We start from the raw sequence: 21,754 nt of genomic DNA, 5'->3' as shown, positions 1-21,754 counted from the left end.
GGCGGGGGGCCGCGGCCCCGCCCCCCCCGCCAACACCCCCGGGCCCGGGCCCCCCGCCCCCCCCGCCCCCCCGGAAACGGGCCGGGGCCCGGGGCCCACCCCGGGCCCGCGGCCCCTCGTCGTTCCCGCGGGCGGTTACGCGCCGCGCAGGACCGCGCCGGTGTGCTCGGCCGCCATGGCGACCGCGGCGTCACGCGCCGCCGTCGCCTCCTCGACCGTCAGGGTGCGGTCGGCCGCGCGGAAGCGGAGCGCGTACGCCAGCGACTTCTTGCCGGCGCCGACCTGGTCGCCGGTGTAGACGTCGAACAGGCGGATGGACTCCAGGAGTTCACCCGCGCCGCCGGCCAGGTAGTACTCCACCATCGCGGCCGGGACGTCCTGGTCGACGACCAGGGCGACATCCTGGGTGGCGACCGGGAAGGCGGAGATACTCGGGGCCTTCACGGCACCCTCGTTCGCGCTCTCCAGGACGTCCAGGTCCAGCTCCATGGCGCAGGTGCGGGCGGGCAGGCCGAGGGCCTTGACCACGCGCGGGTGCAGCTCGCCGCCGTGACCGGCGAGGGTCTTGACCCCGTCGACCATGACGTGGAACGCGGCGCACCGGCCCGGGTGCCACGGGGCGTACTGGGCGGCGTCGATCAGCAGCTGGGCGCCGGACTCGGCGGCCACCAGGCGCGCGGCCTGGACGGCGTCGGCCCAGTCGGCCGGGCGGCCCTTGCCCCACCAGCCGGCCTGCTCGCGGGAGCCCGCGAGGACGACGGCCACACGGCGCGGCTGCGCGGGCAGCACGGCGTTGACGCGGGCGATGTCCTCGTCGCTCGGACGGCCGTCGACGGGCAGGCGGACGGCGACGCCCGGCTGGCCCTCGGTCGGCCGGAAGACCAGACCGGTCTCGAACAGCGCCAGGTCGTGGCTGCCCCGGCCGTCGTTGCGGCGCAGCGCGCCGAGCAGGCCCGGCAGCAGCGTCGTACGGAGCGCGGGTTCCTCGTCGGACAGCGGGTTGACGAGGGTGACGACCCGGCGGCGGGCGTCGTCCGCGTCGAGGCCGAGCTGGTCGAAGACCTGCGCGCCGATGAACGGGTAGTTCAGCGCCTCGACGTAGCCGGCGCCGGCCAGGGCGCGGCCCACCCGGCGGTGGACGCGCTGGCGCTCGGTCAGGCCGCGGCCGGCCGGGGGCTTCGGCAGCGTGGAGGGCAGGTTCTCGTAACCCTCCAGGCGGATGACCTCTTCGGCGAGGTCGTTCGGCGCGGCGAGGTCGGGACGCCACGACGGCACGGTGACGATCAGCTCGTCCTGGCCGTAGACGTCGCAGCCGACCTCCTGGAGGCGGCGGACGACGGTCTCGCGGCCGTAGGCGACACCGGCGACCTTGTCCGGGTGGTTCGCCGGCATCGTGATCGTGCGCGGCGCGGACGGCGCGACGACCTCGGTGACGCCGGCCTCGGCCGTACCGCCCGCGAGCAGCACCAGCAGGTCGGCGCAGCGCTGCGCCGCCGCGGCGGCGGCCTTCGGGTCGACACCGCGCTCGAAGCGCTTGGACGCCTCGGAGGACAGCTTGTGGCGGCGGGCCGTGCGCGCGATCGCGATCGGGTCGAAGTGCGCGGCCTCGATGACGACCTCGGTGGTGGCACCGGCGAGGTCGGCGTGGTCGGCGATCTCCGTGTCGGCGCCGCCCATGACGCCCGCGAGGCCGATGGGGCCGCGGTTGTCGGTGATGACGAGGTCCGCCGGGTCCAGGACGCGGACGGTGCCGTCGAGGGTGGTGATCTTCTCGCCGGCCTCGGCGCGGCGGACCCCGAGGGGGCCGTCGAGCCTGGTGCGGTCGTAGGCGTGCAGCGGCTGGCCGAGCTCCAGCATCACGTAGTTCGTGATGTCGACGGCGAGCGAGATCGGGCGCATGCCCGCCTTCTGGAGGCGGCGCTTGAGCCAGATCGGCGAGCGGGACTCGGGGTCCAGGCCGACGACGGTGCGGGCGGTGAAGCGGTCGCAGCCGGCCGGGTCGGTGACCTGGACCGGGTAGCCGTACGCGTTCGGGGCGGGCACGTCGAGCAGCGCCGGGTCGCGCAGCGGCAGGCCGTACGCGATGGCGGTCTCGCGGGCGACGCCGCGCATCGACAGGCAGTAGCCGCGGTCCGGGGTGACGGCGATGTCGAGGACCTCGTCGAACAGCTCCAGGAGGACCGTCGCGTCGGTGCCGATCTCGTGCTCCGGCGGCAGCACGATGATGCCGTGCGAGCCGTCGTCGCCCATGCCGAGCTCGTCGCCCGAGCAGATCATGCCGCGCGACATCCGGCCGTACGTCTTGCGCTCGGCGATCCGGAAGTCGCCGGGCAGCACGGCGCCGGGCAGTGCCACGACGACCTTGTCGCCCTCGGCGAAGTTCCGGGCGCCGCAGATGATCTCCTGCGGCTCGCCGGTGCCGTTGGCCTGGCCGACGTCGACCAGGCAGAACCGGATGGGCTTCTTGAAGTCGGTCAGTTCCTCGATGGAGAGGACCTTGCCGACCACCAGCGGGCCGGTCAGGCCGGCGCCGAGCTTCTCGACGGTCTCGACCTCGAGGCCCGCCTCGACGAGCTTGGCCTGTACATCTCGGCCGGTCTCCGTCGCCGGCAGGTCGACGTACTCCCGCAGCCAGGAAAGCGGGACCCGCATCAGATCTCCATCCCGAAAGGCCGGGTGAACCGGATGTCACCCTCGACCATGTCTCGCATGTCTTCGACGTTGTGGCGGAACATGAGCATGCGCTCGATACCGAAACCGAACGCGAATCCGCTGTACTTCTCGGGGTCGACACCGCAGGCGACGAGCACCTTCGGGTTGACCATGCCGCAGCCGCCCAGCTCGATCCAGCCCTCGCTGCCGCAGGTGCGGCAGGGGCGGTCGGGGTTGCCGACGGACTCGCCCCGGCACACGTAGCAGAGCATGTCCATCTCGGCGGACGGCTCGGTGAAGGGGAAGAAGTTCGGGCGGAGCCGGGTCTTCATGTCCGGGCCGAAGAGCGCCTGGACCATGTGGTCCAGGGTGCCCTTGAGGTCGGCCATGGTCAGGCCCTCGTCGACAGCCAGCAGCTCGATCTGGTGGAAGACCGGGGTGTGCGTGGCGTCCAGCTCGTCGGTGCGGTAGACGCGGCCGGGGCACACCACGTAGACCGGGGGCTCCCGGTCGATGAGGGTGCGGGCCTGGACCGGCGAGGTGTGCGTGCGGAGCACGACACCGGACTCGTCGCCGGTGGTCCCCTTGGGTCCCTGGACGAAGAAGGTGTCCTGCATCTGCCGCGCCGGGTGGTCCGGCACGAAGTTCAGGGCGTCGAAGTTGAACCACTCGGCCTCGACCTCGGGACCCTCGGCGACCTCGTAGCCCATGGAGACGAACACGTCGGCGACGCGCTCCATGAGGGTGGTCAGCGGGTGCCGGGCGCCGGCCGGGACGCGGTCGTACGGCAGCGTGACGTCGACGGCCTCCTCGACGAGGACGCGGGCGTCGCGCTCGGCCTCCAGCTCGCTCTGGCGGGCGGCCAGAGCCTTGGAGACGGCGCCGCGGGCCTGGCCCACGAGCTTGCCGGCCGCGGCCTTGGCCTGCGGCGGCAGCGCGCCGATCTCGCGGTTGGCGAGCGCCAGCGGCGAGGTGCCGCCGGTGTGCGCGGTCTTCGCCTGCGCGAGCGCGTCGAGGTCGCCCGCGGCGGCGAAGGCGGCGATCGCCTCGTCCCGCATGCGCTCGATCTCTTCCGGTTTCAAGGCTTCGACCTCGACCGGGTCGTACGACTTATTGGGTGCCGACATTTCTTCCCGTGTTTCGGTTGGCTGGCTGGGCGGTCCCGCTCGATGTCAAGGGCGCAAACGTGCCAAAGGACGAGTCTAACGGGGCGCGGGGACGCGAATGAGCCCGTGGGCGGCCCGTACGGCTCTTGGCCTCGGGTCCGTCTCGGCCGGTGGGACGGAGACGGTGGTCCCGCCGCGGCTGCGGCAGCGGGATCAGACGAGGTGGGCCGGGGTGCCGACGGGCAGGATAAATCGGAACTCGGCCCCGCCGCGGGGGCCTCGTCCGACGGTGATGGTGCCGCCGTGGGCTTCGACGACGCCCTTGACGATATAGAGGCCGAGCCCGGTGCCGCCGCGCTTGCTGCCCCGCCAGAAACGGGTGAAGACGCGGCCCATCGACTCCTCGGGGATACCGGGTCCCTCGTCGCTCACGATGACCTCCGTCCCCTTCTCTCCGTCGGTGGTGGCCGTGGTGGGTGCCACGTCGATGGTGACGGTTCCGCCGCCGTGCCGCACCGCGTTTTCGAGCAGATTGCCGAGGATCTGGTCGATCTTGTCGGGGTCGGCCCACAGATCGGGCAGGCCGGACCGGATCCGTACGAAGAAACGGTCGGGGGCCTGGCCGCCGGTGGTGTGGGCGTGGACGTGCCGGCCGACGGCGGCGGCGATGTCGACGCGCTGGCGGCGCACCTCCAGCCGGCCGGAGTCGATCCGCGAGATGTCGAGGAGTTCGGCGATGAGCCGCTTGATGCGTCCCGCGTCGGCGTCGACGGTCTCCAGCATCAGCCGCTTCTGGTCGTCGGTGAACCGCTCCCACTTGGCGAGGAGGGTGGCGGTGAAGCCCTTGACGGAGGTGAGCGGCGAACGCAGTTCGTGGGCGACCGTGGCGATCAGCTCGGCGTTGCTGCGTTCCGTACGGCGGCGGGCCTCGGTGCCGCGCAGCGAGACGACGACCCGGTGGACGGGGCCGGTGGGGCGGGTGCGCAGATAACGGGCGGAGACCAGGACCTCGCGGCCGCCGGGAAGCAGCAGATTGCGTTCGGGCTGGCCGCGGCGGGTGGCGAGGCCGCCGTACGGGTCGGTGAGCGCCCACCAGCGGTGACCCTTGAGGTCTTCGAGCGGCAGGGCCTGATCGAGCGGGCGGCCGAGGGCCTGGGCGCCGGGTACGGCGGTGATACGGCTGGCGGCGGCGTTGAAGCAGATGACGCGGCCGGTCTCGTCGGCGACGACCAGGCCGTCCGGCAGATCGTCCGGGTCGATGCCGAGGTCCGGGGCGGGGGTGGGGGCCAGGGTGATTCCGGGTGCCGGATTCTCCCCCGTATCCGGGCCTGGGCACGGGCCTCGACCCTGATGTGGACCGGGAGGACAGGAACAGGACCCTGGGCGTGAGCTTGAACTTGAGCTTGGCCTTGGGTCTGGACCCGAACCTGGGCTCGGCCCCGTACCCGGACCGGAACCGGATCCCGGCGCGGGCCGTGGATCCGGGCTGGATCCTGGACCCGGGCCGGAGCGGGGGGCGGCCTCGGTCCCGTGGGGAACCGGCGCGCCGCGCGGCTCGGGTACGGGTGGCGGTTCCGCCCCGTATGGCGCGGTACTCCGTGCCTGTGCGGGACTGCCCGTACCGACTGTCATCCCCTTATCCCACCCCTCCGTGTAGCGCAGTGGGCCCCGAGGTGGTCACCCTACTAGCCTCGGGGCGTCCGTGGAGGGATCAGGCGGTGGTTCGGGGGCGCTGGGCGCGCGCGGAGGCGTACAGGCACACGGCGGCGGCGGTCGCGAGGTTGAGGCTCTCGGCCTTGCCGTGGATCGGGACGCGGACGACGGCGTCGGCGAGCGCCCGGGTCTCCTCGGGCAGGCCCCAGGCCTCGTTGCCGAAGACCCAGGCGGTGGGGCCGCCCATGGTGCCGGCGTCCAGCTCGTCGTCGAGATCGTCCTGACCTGCGCCGTCGGCCGCGAGGATCCGTACGCCGACGCTCTTGAGGCCCGCCACGGCCTGCTCGACGGGGACGCCGACCGCGACCGGGAGATGGAAGAGCGAGCCGACGGAGGCCCGGACGGACTTGGGGTTGTACAGGTCCACGGAGGCGTCGGTGAGGACGACGGCGTCGGCTCCGGCGGCGTCGGCGCAGCGCAGCACCGTACCGGCGTTCCCGGGGTCGCGGACGTGGGCGAGCACGGCGACGAGCTTGGGACGGGCGGCGAGGATCTCCTCGAACGGCGAGTCGAGGAAGTGGCAGACGCCGACCAGGCCCTGCGGGGTGACCGTCTGCGAGACCTCGGCGAGGACCGCGTCGGAGGCGTAGTGGACGCGGGCGCCGGCGGCGCGGGCGGCGTCGACGATGGCGGTGTAGCGCTCGGCGGCCTCGACCGTCGTGAAGAGTTCGACGAGGGTGGGCCGGTCGGCGGTGCCTCGGTGCTCGACGGCCTCGCGGACGGCCTGCGGGCCCTCGGCGAGGAAGAGGCGGTCCTTGCCCCGGAAGTTGCGCTTGGCGAGCCGCCGGGCGGCGATGACGCGCGGCGAACGCGGGGAGATCAGCTCGGGGGTGGCCATGTGCCTGCGGCTCTCTGACTCAAGTGACGGCGGCGGTGGGGCGGGGCGGGGCGCGCCGGGACGGGACGACCGGGACGGGGCGGGTCGCCGGGGCTGGGTGACCGGGCGGTCGGCGCGCTGGAGCGGGCCGGTGCCGGTGCGGTGGTCGCCCTTCCAGGGTGGGCGACCGGGGCGGTCGGCGCAGCCGGGCGGGCCGACGGGGCGGCCGCGGCTCCAGGGGGCCGTTCCAGGGCGCCGCGCGACGGGGCGGGGCGAACGGGGCGGAACGGGGTGACGGGTCGGAACGGGGTGACCGGACGCTCCGGGGCGGTGCGAGGGGCGGTCAACGCGCCGGACCCGCAGGCGAGTGGCCTGCGGGTCCGGGCAGAAGTACTGCGGCCTGGAAGATCAGGCGGCGACCTTCGGGGCGTTGACGTCGGCCGGGAGGGCCTTCTGCGCAACCTCGACCAGCGCGGCGAACGCGTTGGTGTCGTTGACCGCGAGCTCGGCCAGGATCTTGCGGTCCACCTCGATGTTGGCGGCCTTCAGACCCTGGATGAGGCGGTTGTAGGTCATGCCGTTCTGGCGGGCAGCGGCGTTGATGCGCTGGATCCACAGCTGACGGAAGTCGCCCTTGCGCTTCTTGCGGTCGTTGTAGTTGTAGACCAGCGAGTGGGTGACCTGCTCCTTGGCCTTGCGGTAGAGGCGCGAACGCTGACCGCGGTAGCCGGAAGCCTGCTCGAGGATCGCCCGGCGCTTCTTGTGGGCGTTGACTGCCCGCTTGACGCGTGCCACTTCATACTCCTTGTAGCGGGGCCGTGGGGTACTCACACGACCCGAAAAACGAATGGGTCCCGGTCTCGACCGGATGCCCTCGTCGCCGAGGGCGGGAGATCAGATCAGATGCCCAGCATCTTCTTGATCTTGGCGGAGTCACCCGGGGCCATCTCGGCGTTGCCGGTGAGGCGACGCGTCAGCTTGGACGACTTGTGCTCGAGCAGGTGGCGCTTGCCGGCGCGCTCCCGCATGATCTTGCCGGAGCCGGTGACCTTGAAGCGCTTCTTGGCACCGGAGTGCGTCTTGTTCTTCGGCATGGCGCCGTTCTCTCCTCGTCAGTGGCGCTCCCCCGGTGCGGACACCGGTAATGCCGGGAGCGTCAATTCTTTGGTTGGTGGTTCCGGGGCGGAACCCTGGGGCCGCCTTCCGGCGGCCCGTGGGATCACGCCTCGGGGTTCTCGGCCGACGTGTCGGCCGAAGCCTCGTCGTCCTGGACCGCCTCGTCCTGGACTGCCTCGTCCTGAACCGCGTCGTCCTGGGCCGCGGCGAGCGCACCGCCCTGGCGCTCGGCCTTGCGGGCGGCCTGCGCCTCGCGGGCCTCGGCCATGGCCTCGGTCTTCTTCTTGTGCGGGCCCAGAACCATGATCATGTTCCGGCCGTCCTGCTTCGGGTTGGACTCCACGAAGCCAAGGTCCTGCACGTCCTCGGCAAGGCGCTGCAGCAGTCGGTAGCCGAGCTCCGGCCGGGACTGCTCACGACCACGGAACATGATCGTGATCTTGACCTTGTCACCCTGCTTGAGGAACCGGACGACGTGACCCTTCTTGGTGTCATAGTCGTGCGGGTCGATCTTCGGCCGGAGCTTCATCTCCTTGATGACCGTGTGCGCCTGGTTCTTGCGCGCCTCACGGGCCTTCATGGCCGACTCGTACTTGAACTTCCCGTAGTCCATGAGCTTGCACACGGGCGGACGGGCGGTTGCCGCGACCTCGACAAGATCGAGGTCGTACTCCTGTGCGAGCTCCAGGGCCTTCGCAAGCGGCACAATGCCAACCTGCTCGCCGCTGGGGCCGACAAGACGCACCTCGGGAACGCGAATCCGCTCGTTGATGCGGGGCTCGGCGCTGATGGATCCTCCTCGGTTGCACCACGCGACCGCCTGGCGGACGGACACGTTGAGAAAACTGTCGAGACCAACCGAGCCGATGCATGAAAAATGCCCCGGACGGGACACAGGCGGGGCTCCAAAAACCGGAGCGCCGCGGTCAACCGCGGGGCGCGTCATCGGATGGCCCCATCGTCCGTACGGAACGATGGCCGCCATCAGACCGGTGACCCGCCGCCCGTGAGGGCGGCCAGGTGGGAGATCGGAGCCTCCACTTGTGGGCTGGGCACACAGATGTCCAGCCGGTCTTTATGTGTCACCACCTTAGCAGCCCCCTTTGGTCGGCGCGAACCACGCGGCGGCTTAGGCTGTGGGCCATGAGCGAGACGCCCCAGCACGAGTCGACCGACGCCGCCAGCCCTTCGAACCCTTCGGACACGCCCGACTTCTCCGCGATGACGCGTGACATCGCCGAGGTGCCGGCGGTCGAGGTGATCGTGACGGTCGCCGTCAATCTGATGAGCGCCGCCGCCGTGAAGCTCGGTCTCACGGAAGAGGGCGACGAGTACAAGGACCTCGACGAGGCCCGCAAGCTGATCCACGCGCTCGCCGGTCTGCTCGACGCCGGCGTGACGGAGATCTCCTCCTTCCACGCGGCGCCGCTGCGCGATGGCCTGAAGTCGCTTCAGCTGGCCTTCCGCGAGGCCTCGTTCGTCCCGGACGACGCGGGCCAGGGCCCGGGCGAGAAGTACACGGGGCCGGTGTACGGCTAGGAGTTCGGCAGTCGTACGGCGACGGCCCCGGACGCGGGGGTTACGGGGGTCGCCCCCCGGAGGACCGCAGGCACGGGGCCGGTGTACGGCCAGGAGTTCGGCAGTCGTACGGCGACGGCCCCGGACGCGGGGGTTACGGGGGTCGCCCCCCGGAGGACCGCAGGCACGGGGCCGGTGTACGGCCAGGAGTTCGGCAGTCGTACGGCGACGGCCCCGGACGCGGGGGTTACGGGGGTCGCCCCCCGGAGGACCGCAGGCACGGGGCCGGTGTACGGCTAGGAGTTCGGCAGTCGTACGGCGACGGCCCCGGACGCGGGGGTTACGGGGGTCGCCCCCCGGAGGACCGCAGGCACGGGGGCCGGTGTACGGCTAGGAGTTCGGCAGTCGTACGGCGACGGCCCCGGACGCGGGGGTTACGGGGGTCGCCCCCCGGAGGACCGCGGGCACGGGGCCGGTGTACGGCCAGGATTTCCGCGGCCGGTGTACGGCCGGAAGTCCCGGTCGGTGGTCTCCACCGATCTCCCCGGATACGGGGCACGGGCTCGTCACCCGCACCCCGTGTCCACTCATCAGTCTCTGACGTAGAAGGGCTCGCCCGGAGGCGTCGCCGAGGCCGGCAGCAGTGCCAGGTCGAGGCCGCGCACCAGGCGGGCCCTCAGTGTTTCGTCGGCGGCCAGGGCGCGGGCCACCCGCTGGGCGGCCTCGGCCGGAGCGGCGTCCCCGGCGAGGACCAGGGCGAGAGTGCCGTCGGCGCTGCCGGGGCCCAGGTGGGCGCGGAGTACGGCGGGCTCGGCGGCGACGACGGTCCGTACCGCTTCGCGTACCGCCGGATCGTCCAGCGGGTCGACACTGGTGCGGCCCTCGGCGAGGGCGAGCAGGGCCGAACCGGTCACCTGGTAGGCCACCGGGCCCGACATGTCCAGGACGAGCGTGTCGGCCTTCTCGTGGACGAGGGCGGCGAGCGCCTGGTGCAGCGGGACGGCGACGGGCCGGGCGCCCGGGTCCCACCGGTGCAGCGATTCCATCGAGGTGAAGGCGGGCAGCGCGCGCCGGTCGCCGGCGGTGAGCGTCGGCACCGCCATGTCGCTCGTCTTCTCCTTCTTCAGTCCCGTCTCGGGGTCGATCTCGATCTCGCCGAGCACCGCGACGACGGGGACGAGCAGCCGGGCGCCTTGGAGGGCGGCGAGGACGGGGCCGTGCGCGGTCCGGTCCTCCGCCCAGGCCGCGAGAGCCGCGGCGAGCCGCGGGTCGGCGGAGCCGTCGTCGTCGGAGTAACCGGGGTCAGGGATGTTCTTGAGCTCCACGCTCCGAGCCTAACCGGCCGGGATCCGGCTGGTGGACCTGGGCCGATCGGCCCGGGGCCGGTACGGGTCGGGCCGCGACGGGCTGTCTTGGCGCGGTCGGGGCGCCTTGGCGCGTACGACGACGGGGGCTCGCCCCGCCCCCGGCTCAGCGCGTACGGCTCCCGCGCCACAGCGCCGCGGCCGCCGCGAGGAAGAGCACGCCGATACCGCCGACCAGGGGGGCCAGCAGGCCGACCGGGCGGGGGGCGCCGGCCTCGGGCTCGGGGCCGGCGCCGAAGTAGCGGCCCGTGTAGCCGGTCGCGGCGGCCTTGGTGTCGGCGCCCTTGAGACCGCCGGCCGCCGCCATCGCGGCGGCGGGGTCGATCATCCCGTATCCCTTGTCGTCGCTGCGGCCGCCGTCGGGGCGGTCGCGCGTGGTGTCGACGAGGAGCCGTTTGATCTGCGCGGGCGTCAGGTCGGGGTGGGCCGAGCGGATGAGCGCGACGGCGCCGGAGGCGAACGCGGCGGCGGCGCTGGTGCCCCAGCCCTCGTAGTAACGGCGGTCCGGGTCGGCGATGACGATGTCGACGCCGGGCGCGCTGACGGTGGCGTACCAGCGGCTGGTGGAGAACGCGGCGTGGGTGCCGTAGCGGTCGACGGCGGCGACGGCGATCACGCCCGGGTAGGCGGCGGGGAAGGAGATGTGGTCGCCCTTCTCGCCGCCGTTGCCGGCGGAGGCGACGACGGAGACGCCCTTGTCGAGCGCGTACTGGACGGCGGAGTCCTCGCCGGCGTCGGGGTGGGCGGACTCGGAGTCGTCGCCGAGGGAGAGGTTGATGACGTCGGCGCCGTGGTCGGTGGCCCAGCGGATGCCCTCGGCGAGGGCGGTGCCACGGCTTTTGCGGGCCTTGTCGCGCTGTTTGTCGGAGCCTTCGAGGATGACCCGCACGGGCAGGATCCTGGCCTTGGGGGCGACGCCGAGAACACCGTCCTCGCCGCCGATCCCGTGGCCGTGCCCGGCGATGATGCCCGCCATCGCGGTGCCGTGCCGGGCCCAGGCCCGGTCGCCCCGGGAGGCGCCGAAGCCGATGAGGTCGGTGCCGGGCAGGACGGAGCCTTCGAGGTCGGGGTGGGTGGCGTCGACGCCGGTGTCGAGGACGGCGACGGTGACGCCCGCCCCTCGGGTGGTCTGCCAGACCGTGCTCGTGTGCAGCGCTTCGAGGCCCCACTGGCGGGCCCGGATGGTGTCGGCGTACGCGGCGGGCGCGGCGGCGGCCGGCAGGACCGCGAAGGCGGCGGCGAGTAGGGCTGCGGCGGTACGGCGCGGGCGCGGGGTCACCGCTGGTCCTCCTCGGCGGTGGCGGCGACGGTACGGCGCAGCGCCTGTTCCACGGCGTCGCCGACCCCCTTGGCCTCGTGGCCGAGTCCGGCCTGGGCGACGGCGCTGGTGCGCTTCGGGGTCATCGCGCGGGTGGCGGGTTCGGGCACGGCCACGGTGCGGCCGTCGGCGAAGCCGGAGACCGTGGTGACGACCACGGGCAGGTCGGCCAGTACGTGCCGCCACCAGCTGGCCCGTTGCGGGGCGCCGAAGTGTTCGGCGACCGTGCCGGGGCCGGCCAGGGCGGGCGGGAGTTCGTCGGGGGCGTGCGAGGCGAGCTCGCGGGTGGCGGCCGGGTCGGCCCCGGTGAAGGCGAGGGCGACGGTGGTGACCTGGGAGGAGGTCGCGTCGGTGTACGTGGCGCGCAGGACGCGGTCGCAGCCGACGGCCTTCAGGGCCGCGTACAGCTTCGGCGGCAGGGTGGCGGCGGAGCAGGGGCTGTCGGGGGCGACGACGATCCGGGTCCAGGTGCGCGGCGCGCCGCCGGGGCCGGCGGCGGGGCCCGCGAGGGTACGCGGGAAGAGCGTGTCGACGGGGGCGTTGTGCCAGAGCGCGCGGGCGGGGGTGAAGCCGGGCGGCTCGGCGCGTTCGTCCGCGCCACGGTCGGCGAGCAGCGCGCCGGTCACCGCGCCGCCGACGAGTCCGGCGGCGAGGACGGCACAGGTCGCGGCGGCCACGACCCGGCCGGGGCGGCGGCCCGGGAGGGGGCGGAGGCGGGTGGTGGTCTCGGCGGGGATCGGGCCCTGGCTGTCCTGGCCGTGGCCCTGGCTCTGGCCTTGGGCAGCGAGGGCCCAGGTGTCGTACGGGGACCCGGGGGCGGGCGCGGTGCCGGGCCGGGGGGCGGGGACCGGGCGGGCGGGCGGGCGCGCGGGGTCGGCCGGGGACGGCGACGGCGGCGCGGGGGTACGGCGCGGGGTCGCGGCGGCGGCGCGCGGGTCGCGTATCGGACGGAGACGGGTGGTGGTCTCCGTGGGCCGCTCGGGGGCGGGGGGCCGCTCGGTGACAGCGGCTTGCTTGGTGACAGCGGCTTGCTCGGCGGCGGGCCGCTTGGAGTCGGGTCCCTTGGTGTCGAGCCGCTCGGTGTCGGGCCGCTCGGCCGCGGGTTGCCTGGCGTCGGGCTGCTCGGAGTCGGTGGCCGGCTGCGTGGTCGGGGGCTGCTCGGGCGGCAGCGGCCGGCCGGTGGAGCGTGAGGACGGGGCCGGGGCGGGCACCGGCACGGGGGCGGCGGGGGTGACTGCGCGGGCAAAGCCGGCGGGAGCCGGTGGCGCGGGCCGCCGGGGTGTGGCCGGTGGGGCAGTCGAGACCGACGGGGTGGCTGGGGCCGATGAGGTGGCCGAGGTGACCGTCGCCGGTGGTGCGACTGGGGCTGGGGCTGCGGCTGTGGCCGGCGGGGTGGTCGATGCGGCCGGGGCGGGTGGTGCCGTCGGGGCGGCGGGCCGAGGGGCCTCGCCGGTCCGGGTCGCGGGGCGCCCGGCCGGGGCCGCCGCGCGGGATTCCGTACCACCGGAACCGCCCGGCGACCGTGCGGGCCCGGACGGCGCGGCGGGAGGGGCGGGTGTGACGGGCGAGGTGGACGTGTCCGGTGCCGCCGACGTGGGCGGCGCGGACGGCGCGGGCGCCGGTTCGGGTGGCAGCACCGCCTCACTGATCCGGGACACGGGGTGCTGCGGCTCGCTGCTCATCCCCGTCCCTGTCCCCCTGGTCGATCCCCCGGACCAGCCCGATCCGGTCGAACCGGCCGTTCCGGTCCAACCCGGTCCCCGGCCGCTCCGCGAAAGCAATGGCCGCCACTCTACGGGCTGTTCCCCCTGGTACGGGAACTCAGGGGCTACCCCCGCGTCAACCGCTCTGGCAGGCTCGGCCCATGACTCCCCGGACTTCCCGCGGTGCCGACCGGGCCCGGTACGACCGGGCCACCGCGCACCTCGACGCACCCCTCGCGCTCGTCGATCTGGACGCCTTCGACGCGAACGCCGCCGATCTGGTCCGGCGCGCCGGGGGCAAGCCGCTCCGGGTCGCGAGCAAGTCGGTGCGCTGCCGGGCGCTCCTGGAACGGGTGCTGGCGCGGCCGGGGTTCGCGGGCGTCATGTCCTTCACGCTCGCCGAGTCGCTGTGGCTGGCCCGGGCCGGGTTCGAGGACGTACTCCTCGCCTATCCGTCGGCCGACCGGGCCGCGTTCGCCGAACTGGCGGACGACCCGAAGCTCGCCGGGGCGGTGACCGTGATGGTCGACGACCCGGCGCAGCTCGATCTGATCGCGTCCGCGCGGGCGGGCGGGACCCAGGAGATCCGGATCTGTCTGGAACTGGACACCTCGCTGCGGCTGTTCGGCGGCCGGATACGGGTCGGGGCGCGCCGTTCACCGCTGTGGGAGCCGGATCGGCTGGCCGGGCTGGCCCGGGCGGTGATACGTCGTCCCGGGTTCCGGCTGGTGGGGCTGATGGCGTACGAGGGGCATGTGGCCGGAGTGGCGGACGCGGTCGCGGGCCGGCCGCTGCGGTCACGGGCCGTACGGCTGATGCAGACGGCGGCGCGCGGGGAACTGGCGGTGCGCCGGGCGGCGGCGGTCTCGGCCGTGCGGGCGGTGGCGCCGGACCTGGAGTTCGTCAACGGCGGCGGTACGGGCAGTGTGCAGCACACGGCGGCCGAGGCCGCGGTGACGGAGGTCGCGGCGGGCTCGGGGCTGTTCGTGCCGCGGCTGTTCGACCACTACTCGTCCTTCACGGGCCGTCCGGCGGCGCTGTTCGCCCAGCCGGTGGTGCGCCGCCCGGGCGTGGGGGTGGTGACGGTCCTCGGCGGCGGCTATCCGGCCTCGGGCGCGGCGGGCCCGGACCGGCTGCCCGTGCCGTACCTCCCCGAGGGGCTGCGCTACGACCCGCGGGAAGGCCCTGGAGAGGTGCAGACACCGCTGCTCGGCTCGCCGGCCGACGATCTGCGGATCGGCGACAAGGTCTGGTTCCGGCACGCGAAGGCCGGCGAGCTGTGCGAGCGGTTCGACACACTGCACCTGGTGTCGGGCGACCGGGTCACGGCCGCCGTGCCGACGTACCGGGGCGAGGGCCGCACCTTCCTCTGATTCCTCCGGCGCCCGCACGGCACCCCCGAGAGCGCGGCGAGAAGGCGTGTATCGGGCATATGCCAGGACGGTGCCTAGCCCAGCCACACCCCGTCGCGCATGATCACCCTGCCGCGCAGTTCCGAAGTACCGCGCCATGCGCGCACGGTTTCCGGCACCACGCGCGCGTACACGTAGGAACCCTCCTCCGTCCGCGGATCCCACCCGAATTTGGCGGCGAACGCGTCCGCCGCCTCTCCGGGCACCTCGTCGCCGGGGAAGCACTCCGCCTCCCCCTGGAGCAGCACCACGTCGAGAGTGTCGGGCAGCCCCAGGCGCACGCGCGGGTCGGCACGGAGATTGCGCACGGTCGCCGACGCGGCACCAGTACACATCCACACCGCCCGCCCGTCCCACGCGAACCACAGCGGCACTTGGTGCGGCCCGTGGTCGGGGTGGGCGGTCGACACCCACATGTCCCGCTCGGTGCCGAGCCGTTCCAGCGTGTCGCGCCTTCGCTCCGCCGTCGCGCGGCGGGTGTCTCCGGTGGTCTGCATGGGCGTTGACGGTAGCCAGCCGGCCGGGAGGCGCGCATGAGGCGCCGGACCTACTCCCGGCGCCCGAGGAGCCTCTCCGTCGACCGGCCGACCGGCCCCGAACCGGTCGGCCGAGGTCGGTTCTACAGCGGGGTCACGTACGCGCCCGCGATGCCGCCGTCGACCAGGAAGTCGGTGGCGTTGACGAACGAGGAGTCGTCGCTGGCCAGGAAGGCGACCGCGGCGGCGATCTCCTCGGCCCGCGCGAAGCGGCCGAGCGGGATGTGCACCAGGCGGCGGGCGGCTCGCTCGGGGTCCTTGGCGAACAGTTCCCTCAGGAGCGGCGTGTCGACCGGCCCGGGGCAGAGCGCGTTGACACGGATGCCCTCGCGGGCGAACTGGACGCCGAGTTCCCGGGACATCGCGAGGACGCCGCCCTTGGAGGCGGTGTAGGAGATCTGGCTGGTCGCGGCGCCCATACGGGCGACGAAGGAGGCGGTGTTGATGATCGAGCCGCGGCCCTGGCGGCGCATATAGGGCAGGGCCGCCTTGCAGCACAGATAGACCGAGGTCAGATTGACGTCCTGGACGCGTTTCCACGCCTCCAGGCCGGTGTCGAGGATGGAGTCGTCGTCGGGCGGCGAGATGCCCGCGTTGTTGAAGGCGACGTCGACGGAGCCGTAGGTCTCGAAGGCCGTACGGAACAGCGTCTCGACCTCCTCCGGGTCGGTGACGTCGACGCGTACGAAGGTGCCGCCGGTCTCCTCGGCCGCGGCCTTGCCGGTGCGTTCGTCGATGTCGCCGCAGACGACATGGGCCCCTTCGGCAGCGAGCCGGCGCGCGGTGGCGAGGCCGATGCCGCTGCCGGCGCCGGTGACGACGGCGGTGCGGCCGACGAGACGGCGGCAGACGATCTCTTCGGTGGTCATGCGGGGCTGCCCTCCGTGCTGATGAAGACGTTCTTGGTCTCGGTGAAGGCGGTCAGGGCGTCGGGGCCGAGTTCGCGGCCGAGGCCGGACTGTCCGTAGCCGCCGAACGGGGTCCAGTAGCGGACGCTGGCGTGGGAGTTGACGGAGAGATTGCCGGCCCGGACGGCGCGCGAGGTCCGCAGGGCGCGGCCGAGATCGCGGGTCCAGATCGAGCCGGCCAGGCCGTACGGGGTGGCGTTGGCGAGCCGGATCGCGTCGGCCTCGTCGGTGAACGGCAGGACGACGGCGACGGGCCCGAAGATCTCCTCGACGGCGCAGGGCGCGTCCTCGGGAACATCGGTGAGAAGGGTCGGCGGGTACCAGAAGCCGGGGCCGTCGGGGGCCTTGCCGCGCAGCGCCGGGGCGTCCTCGGGAACGTAGGAGCGGACCTTGTCGAGCTGGGCGCGGGAGATGAGAGGGCCCATGTCGGTGCGCGGGTCGAGCGGGTCGCCGACGACGATCCCCTCGACGGCCGGGGCGAGCAGGTCGAGGAAGCGGTCGTACACCTCTTGCTGAACGAGGATCCGGGTGCGGGCGCAGCAGTCCTGGCCGCTGTTGTCGAGGAAGGACATGGGGGTCGCGGCCGCCGCGGCCGGGAGGTCCGCGTCGGCGAAGACGAGGGTGGGGCTCTTGCCGCCGAGTTCGAGGGTGATCCGCTTCACCTGGTCGGCGGCCTTGGCCATGATCCGTTTGCCGGTGCGGGTGGAGCCGGTGAAGACGATCTTGGCGATGCCGGGGTGATCGACGAGCGCGGCACCGGTGACCGGACCCTCGCCGGGCAGCACCTGGAAGAGATGCTCGGGGAGTCCGGCCTCCAGGGCGAGTTCTGCGAGGCGCAGGGCGGTGAGCGGGGTGGCCTCGGCCGGTTTCAGTACGACGGCGTTGCCGGCGGCGAGGGCGGGGGCGGTGGCCCAGGCGGCGATGGGCAGCGGGAAGTTCCACGGGGCGATGACGCCGACCACGCCGAGGGGTTCGAGGATCGTGAGGTCGAGGCCGCCGGGCACCGGGATCTGGCGGCCGGTCAGGCGCTCCACTCCCCCGGCGGCGTAGTCGAGCAGGTCGCGGACATTGCCGGCTTCCCAGCGGGCGTTGCCGAGGGTGTGGCCGGCCTCGCGTACCTCCAGGAGCGCGAGTTCCTCGATGTGCGTGTCGACGACGGTGGCGAAGCGGCGCAGGATCCGGGCGCGGTCGGCGGGCGCGGCCCCGGCCCAGGCTTGCTGGGCGGCGGTGGCGCGGCGGACGGCGGCGTCGACGTCGGCCGGGGTGGCGGCGGGGACGGTGGCGACGAGTTCCTCGGTGGCCGGGTTGAGGACGCGGAGGAGGGTGCGGTCGGTGGAGCGGTCAGTGGTGCGGCCGGTGATGCGGTCGGTGATCCCGGCGATGCTCCGGGGGCGCGAGGGGTTTGTGGGGTCTGTGGGGCTCAGGGGGTCCAAGGTGCGGTCCTCACATGCGTTCGAAGGAGCGGCGCAGTTCCCAGTCGGTGACGGTGGCGTCGTACGCGTCGAGCTCGACGCGCGCCATGTTGCGGTAGTGGGCGACGACCTCGGCGCCGAAGGCGGCCTTGGCGATCTCGCTGTTCTCCCAGAGCTCGGCGGCCTCGCGCAGGGTGGTGGGGACGTGTTGGTACGCGGCGGTGTACGCGTTCCCGGTGCACGGCGGCGGGAGTTCGAGGCCCTGCTCGATCCCGTACAGCCCGGCCGCGACGATGCCCGCGACGGCGAGATACGGATTCACGTCGCCGCCCGGCAACCGGTTCTCGAAGCGCAGGGAGTTGCCGTGGCCCACGACCCGCAGGGCGCAGGTGCGGTTGTCGTGGCCCCAGGCGACGGCGGTGGGGGCGAAGGAACCGGGCTGGAAGCGCTTGTACGAGTTGATGTGCGGCGCGTAGAGGAGGGAGAAGTCGCGCAGCGCGGCCAGCTGTCCGGCGAGGAAGTGCCGCATGAGCACGGACATCCCGTCGGGCCCGCCGCCCGCCATGAGATTGCGCCGCGGCTCGCCGGTCCCAGCTGTCCCGGCGGCCCCAGCGGTCCCGGCGGTCCCGGCGGTCCCGGCGGCCGCTGCGGCCTCGTCGGTGGGCCGGAGCGAGAGATGGATGTGGCAGGAGTTGCCCTCGCGCTCGTTGTACTTGGCCATGAAGGTGAGCGAGCGGCCCTCCTGGGCTGCGATCTCCTTGGCCCCGGTCTTGTAGACGGTGTGCTGGTCGCAGGTGACCATGGCCTCGTCGTACCGGAAGGTGATCTCGTGCTGGCCCGGGTTGCACTCGCCCTTGGCCGACTCGACGGTGAGCCCGGCGCCCGCCATCTCGTTGCGGATACGGCGCAGCAGGGGTTCGACCCGGCCGGTGCCGAGGACGGAGTAGTCGACGTTGTAGCGGTTCACCGGGGTCAGATCGCGGTAGCCGGTGTCCCAGGCCTGCTCGTAGCTGTCGTTGAAGACGATGAACTCCAGCTCGGTGCCGACCTGGGCGGTGCAGCCGCGGGCGGCGAGCCGGTCGAGCTGGCGGCGCAGGATCTGCCGGGGCGCGGCGGCGACGGGGCTGCCGTCGGCCCAGACGAGATCGGCGGTCACCAGGGCGGTGGCCTCGTGCCAGGGGATCCGGCGCAGGGTGGCGAGGTCGGGGAGCAGAGCGAAGTCGCCGTAACCGCGGTCCCAGGAGGACATCTCGTAGCCGTCGACGGTGTTCATCTCGGCGTCGACGGCCAGAAGATAGGCGCAGCCCTCGGTGCCGTGGTCGAGGACCTCGTCGAGGAAGAAGGGGGCGGCGAACCGTTTGCCCTGGAGCCGTCCCTGCATGTCCGGGAAGGCCAGCACGACGGTGTCGATCTCCCCGCGTCCGGCCAGCTCGCGCAGCGTGTCGACGGTGAGCGGGGGTGTTCGGTCTGCCACGGGACGACTCCTCGTTCGGCGTGCCGGGAGCCATAAGGTATGGGGCGGGACCATTGCTTGGGAAGGAAAAACGGCGAGGTGGCCAGAACGAGTGACACGGCGGACGCGAGGGACGCGGCGGGCACGGTGGATACAGCGGGTGCGGCAGGCGCGATGGATACGGCGAGCACGGCCGGCGCGCTGACCCGGGTGCTGCGCCCGGTGCGCGCGGGCAACGGCTTCGAGGAGGCCCTGGAGCAGATACTCCAGGTCGTACGGCTCGGTCTGGTGCCGGGCGGCGGCCGGCTGCCGGCCGAACGCGAGCTCGCCGACCGGATGGGGATCAGCCGGGTCACCCTGCGCGAGGTCCTGAAGGTCCTTCAGGAGCAGGGGCTGGTGGAGAGCCGGCGGGGACGGTACGGCGGAACGTTCGTCCTCCCGCGTACCCAGAGCGCCGACGAGGCGGAGCTGCGGCGCCGGATCGCCGCCGTCGACATCGAGGACACGCTGCGCTTCCGGGAGGTCCTGGAGGTGGGCGCGGCGGAACTGTGCGCCGGGCGGGGCCTCGCGGAGGAGGGCGCGCGGCGGCTGCGGGCGGCGCTCGCGGCGACGCACGACGCGCCGCTCGACGACTACCGGCGCCAGGACACACTGCTGCATCTGACGCTGGCCGAACTGGCCGGCTCGCCGTCGCTGACGGCACGGTACGCGGCGGTACGGGCGACCGTGAACGAACTCCTGGACTGCATCCCGCTCCTGGTCCGCAACCTGGAGCACTCCCAGCGTCAGCACACGGCGGTGGTGGAGGCGGTCCTGGCGGGGGACGCGGACGGGGCGCGCGCGGTGATGCGGGAACACTGCGACGGGACGGCGGCGCTGCTGCGCGGCTTCCTGAGCTGAGCGGTCGAATCGGCGCACGGGGGCGAATCGACGCACGGGGGCTTGCGCTCGGCTCCCGCGACCACAAAGGTATGGCAGCGTTCCATTGGAATCGCGGCGCCGTCGTACGTGGCCGTGCGCCGCCACGTACGCCCAGCACCGCCAAGCGCCGCCCAGCACCGTCCAGCACTGCCTTTCACCGCGAGCGTCGGGAGCCGAGTGCCGCCATGACCGTGGAAGAAACTTCGAAAGGTTCGGGCACCTCACCCGGCCGGGACGCCGGATCCGGGGCGGGTTCCGGGGCCGGTGCCACTGCCGGGTCCCGTGCCGGGTCTCCCTCCGCCGACGACTATCTGAAGCGCCGCACTCTGCGCCGCGGCAGCGCCGGCACGCTGCTGCTGACCGGGCTCGGGGTCGCGTACGTCGTCTCCGGCGACTACTCGGGCTGGAACATCGGACTGTCCAAGGGCGGCTTCGGCGGTCTCGCCGTGGCGATGGTCCTGATGGGCGCGATGTACGCGTGTCTGGTCTTCTCGCTCGCCGAACTGTCCGCCATCCTGCCCACCGCGGGCGGCGGTTACGGCTTCGCCCGGCGCGCGCTCGGCACCTGGGGCGGCTTCCTGACCGGCACGGCGATCCTCATCGAGTACGTACTCGCGCCCGCCGCCATCGTGCTGTTCATCGGCGACTACGTCGAGTCCCTCCAGCTGTTCGGCCTGACGTCGAGCCTGCCCGTCCACCTCGCCTGCTTCGTGCTCTTCCTCGGCATCCATCTGTGGGGCGTGGGCGAGGCTCTGCGCTTCAGCCTGGCCGTCACGGCCATCGCGGTGACGGCGCTGCTCGTCTTCGCGATCGGCGCGTTCGGCGATTTCGACGCGGCCGGGCTGACCGACATCCCCGTCGACCACACGGCCGCGGGAGCGAGCTCCTGGCTGCCGTTCGGTTTCCTCGGCATCTGGGCCGCGTTCCCCTTCGGCATGTGGTTCTTCCTGGGTGTGGAGGGCGTACCGCTGGCCGCGGAGGAGGCCAAGGACCCGGTCCGCGCGATGCCCCGCGCGCTCGCGCTCGCGATGGGCGTCCTCGTCCTGCTCGCCTTACTGACCTTCCTCGCGGCGACCGGGGCGCGCGGCGCGGCGGCCGTACAGGAAGCGGGCAATCCGCTGGTGGTCGCGCTCCAGGGCGACGGCGGGCCGACCACGCTCGGCCGCTTCGTCAACTACGCGGGCCTCGCGGGCCTGGTCGCCTCCTTCTTCTCGCTGATCTACGCGGGCTCGCGCCAGCTCTTCGCGCTGTCCCGGGCGGGCTATCTGCCGCGCTTCCTCTCGCTCACCAGCCGCCGCAAGGCGCCGTACCTCGGCCTGCTGATCCCCGGCGCGCTCGGATTCGCGCTGGCCGAGGCGACCGGGAACGGGGCGCGGATGCTGAACATCGCGGTGTTCGGCGCGACCATCTCGTACGCCCTGATGGCGCTGTCCCACATCGTGCTGCGCCGCCGCGAGCCGGGGCTCGCGCGGCCGTACCGGACGCCGGGCGGGGTGCTGACCTCGTGGGTGGCCTTCGCGCTGGCGCTGTCGGCGCTGGTGGCGACGTTCCTGGTGGACCGGGACGCGGCGTTCATCGCGCTCGGCGTGTACGTGATCGCTCTGGCCTACTTCGCGTTCTACAGTCGCCATCGTCTCGTCGCGAGGGCTCCCGAGGAGGAGTTCGCGGCGCTCGCGGCGGCGGAGGCGGAGCTGGACCGCCGACCGGGCCACGGACGGGATCACGGACGGGGTCGCTGACCGCCGGTCGCAGGCCCGTGGCCCCGGCCTCCAACCCACGCCCCTCCGACCACGGTTCCCGGCCAC

General features: G+C 73.3%; 18 protein-coding genes. 4 read left to right on the top strand and 14 right to left on the bottom strand.

Annotation, left to right across the window (positions count from 1 at the left end):
• Window positions 1–135 precede the first annotated feature (135 nt).
• From pheT to infC, 7 genes are all read right to left on the bottom strand, one after another.
• Entirely contained in the window at window positions 136–2,652 is a 2,517-nt protein-coding gene (gene pheT / locus ACGFRB_RS26795) for a phenylalanine--tRNA ligase subunit beta (protein WP_393246649.1), read from the bottom strand.
• Window positions 2,652–3,779, bottom strand: a complete 1,128-nt coding sequence (gene pheS / locus ACGFRB_RS26790) for a phenylalanine--tRNA ligase subunit alpha (RefSeq protein ID WP_361227608.1) — start codon at window positions 3,777–3,779, stop codon at window positions 2,652–2,654. Before pheS ends, pheT begins: the two co-directional genes overlap by 1 nt.
• Window positions 3,780–3,971: 192 nt before the next feature.
• Window positions 3,972–5,390 carry an ATP-binding protein gene (locus ACGFRB_RS26785; protein WP_393246647.1) on the bottom strand — a complete coding sequence of 473 codons (1,419 nt, stop codon included), beginning with the start codon at window positions 5,388–5,390 and terminating at the stop codon, window positions 3,972–3,974.
• 79 nt (window positions 5,391–5,469) lie between these two features.
• Window positions 5,470–6,309 (bottom strand): RNA methyltransferase, encoded by an 840-nt coding sequence (locus ACGFRB_RS26780; RefSeq protein ID WP_361227612.1) that lies wholly within the window; start codon window positions 6,307–6,309, stop codon window positions 5,470–5,472.
• A gap of 387 nt (window positions 6,310–6,696) precedes the next feature.
• Window positions 6,697–7,083 carry a 50S ribosomal protein L20 gene (gene rplT / locus ACGFRB_RS26775; protein ID WP_361227615.1) on the bottom strand — a complete coding sequence of 129 codons (387 nt, stop codon included), beginning with the start codon at window positions 7,081–7,083 and terminating at the stop codon, window positions 6,697–6,699.
• 104 nt (window positions 7,084–7,187) lie between these two features.
• Entirely contained in the window at window positions 7,188–7,382 is a 195-nt protein-coding gene (rpmI, locus tag ACGFRB_RS26770; protein ID WP_030493495.1) for a 50S ribosomal protein L35, read from the bottom strand.
• Window positions 7,383–7,507: 125 nt separating this feature from the next.
• Window positions 7,508–8,239 carry a translation initiation factor IF-3 gene (infC, locus tag ACGFRB_RS26765; RefSeq protein ID WP_393246833.1) on the bottom strand — a complete coding sequence of 244 codons (732 nt, stop codon included), beginning with the start codon at window positions 8,237–8,239 and terminating at the stop codon, window positions 7,508–7,510.
• A 308-nt stretch (window positions 8,240–8,547) separates the two neighbouring features.
• On the opposite strand from infC, the gene ACGFRB_RS26760 reads away from it, so the two are divergent.
• On the top strand, window positions 8,548–8,943 hold the full coding sequence (locus ACGFRB_RS26760; RefSeq protein ID WP_393246644.1) for a DUF1844 domain-containing protein: 396 nt from the start codon (window positions 8,548–8,550) through the stop codon (window positions 8,941–8,943).
• A 569-nt stretch (window positions 8,944–9,512) separates the two neighbouring features.
• Here ACGFRB_RS26760 and ACGFRB_RS26755 read toward each other — a convergent pair.
• The 3 genes from ACGFRB_RS26755 to ACGFRB_RS26745 form a co-directional block, all read right to left on the bottom strand.
• Window positions 9,513–10,247, bottom strand: a complete 735-nt coding sequence (locus ACGFRB_RS26755) for an SseB family protein (protein ID WP_393246643.1) — start codon at window positions 10,245–10,247, stop codon at window positions 9,513–9,515.
• 145 nt (window positions 10,248–10,392) lie between these two features.
• Window positions 10,393–11,565: a type VII secretion-associated serine protease mycosin gene (gene mycP, locus ACGFRB_RS26750; RefSeq protein WP_363008585.1), complete on the bottom strand. Its 1,173-nt coding sequence runs from the start codon at window positions 11,563–11,565 to the stop codon at window positions 10,393–10,395.
• Window positions 11,562–12,821, bottom strand: a complete 1,260-nt coding sequence (locus ACGFRB_RS26745) for a hypothetical protein (RefSeq protein ID WP_393246641.1) — start codon at window positions 12,819–12,821, stop codon at window positions 11,562–11,564. Before ACGFRB_RS26745 ends, mycP begins: the two co-directional genes overlap by 4 nt.
• 647 nt (window positions 12,822–13,468) lie before the next feature.
• On the opposite strand from ACGFRB_RS26745, the gene ACGFRB_RS26740 reads away from it, so the two are divergent.
• The gene (locus ACGFRB_RS26740; protein WP_393246639.1) at window positions 13,469–14,680 is read left to right on the top strand and encodes an alanine racemase; all 1,212 of its coding nucleotides are present in this window, start codon (window positions 13,469–13,471) and stop codon (window positions 14,678–14,680) included.
• A gap of 74 nt (window positions 14,681–14,754) precedes the next feature.
• Here the strand turns inward: ACGFRB_RS26740 and ACGFRB_RS26735 are convergent, their stop codons facing one another.
• The 4 genes from ACGFRB_RS26735 to ACGFRB_RS26720 form a co-directional block, all read right to left on the bottom strand.
• Window positions 14,755–15,216: a pyridoxamine 5'-phosphate oxidase family protein gene (locus ACGFRB_RS26735; RefSeq protein ID WP_393246637.1), complete on the bottom strand. Its 462-nt coding sequence runs from the start codon at window positions 15,214–15,216 to the stop codon at window positions 14,755–14,757.
• Between the two features lie 122 nt (window positions 15,217–15,338).
• Entirely contained in the window at window positions 15,339–16,124 is a 786-nt protein-coding gene (locus ACGFRB_RS26730) for a 3-oxoacyl-ACP reductase (RefSeq protein WP_393246635.1), read from the bottom strand.
• The gene (locus ACGFRB_RS26725; RefSeq protein WP_393246831.1) at window positions 16,121–17,524 is read right to left on the bottom strand and encodes an aldehyde dehydrogenase family protein; all 1,404 of its coding nucleotides are present in this window, start codon (window positions 17,522–17,524) and stop codon (window positions 16,121–16,123) included. The genes ACGFRB_RS26730 and ACGFRB_RS26725 overlap by 4 nt, the downstream gene beginning before the upstream one ends.
• 82 nt (window positions 17,525–17,606) lie before the next feature.
• Window positions 17,607–19,049 carry a glutamine synthetase family protein gene (locus tag ACGFRB_RS26720; protein ID WP_393246633.1) on the bottom strand — a complete coding sequence of 481 codons (1,443 nt, stop codon included), beginning with the start codon at window positions 19,047–19,049 and terminating at the stop codon, window positions 17,607–17,609.
• A gap of 153 nt (window positions 19,050–19,202) precedes the next feature.
• On the opposite strand from ACGFRB_RS26720, the gene ACGFRB_RS26715 reads away from it, so the two are divergent.
• Both ACGFRB_RS26715 and eat read left to right on the top strand, forming a co-directional pair.
• The gene (locus ACGFRB_RS26715) at window positions 19,203–19,928 is read left to right on the top strand and encodes a FadR/GntR family transcriptional regulator (protein WP_393246829.1); all 726 of its coding nucleotides are present in this window, start codon (window positions 19,203–19,205) and stop codon (window positions 19,926–19,928) included.
• Between the two features lie 206 nt (window positions 19,929–20,134).
• On the top strand, window positions 20,135–21,688 hold the full coding sequence (gene eat, locus ACGFRB_RS26710) for an ethanolamine permease (protein ID WP_393246631.1): 1,554 nt from the start codon (window positions 20,135–20,137) through the stop codon (window positions 21,686–21,688).
• The last annotated feature ends 66 nt before the right edge of the window (window positions 21,689–21,754 follow it).

Origin of the sequence: Streptomyces sp. NPDC048718 (assembly GCF_043198875.1) — a bacterium.
Classification (GTDB): Bacteria; Actinomycetota; Actinomycetes; order Streptomycetales; family Streptomycetaceae; genus Streptomyces.
Note: the sequence above shows the minus strand (reverse complement) of the source record. Positions and strands in the feature narration are given on the sequence as shown.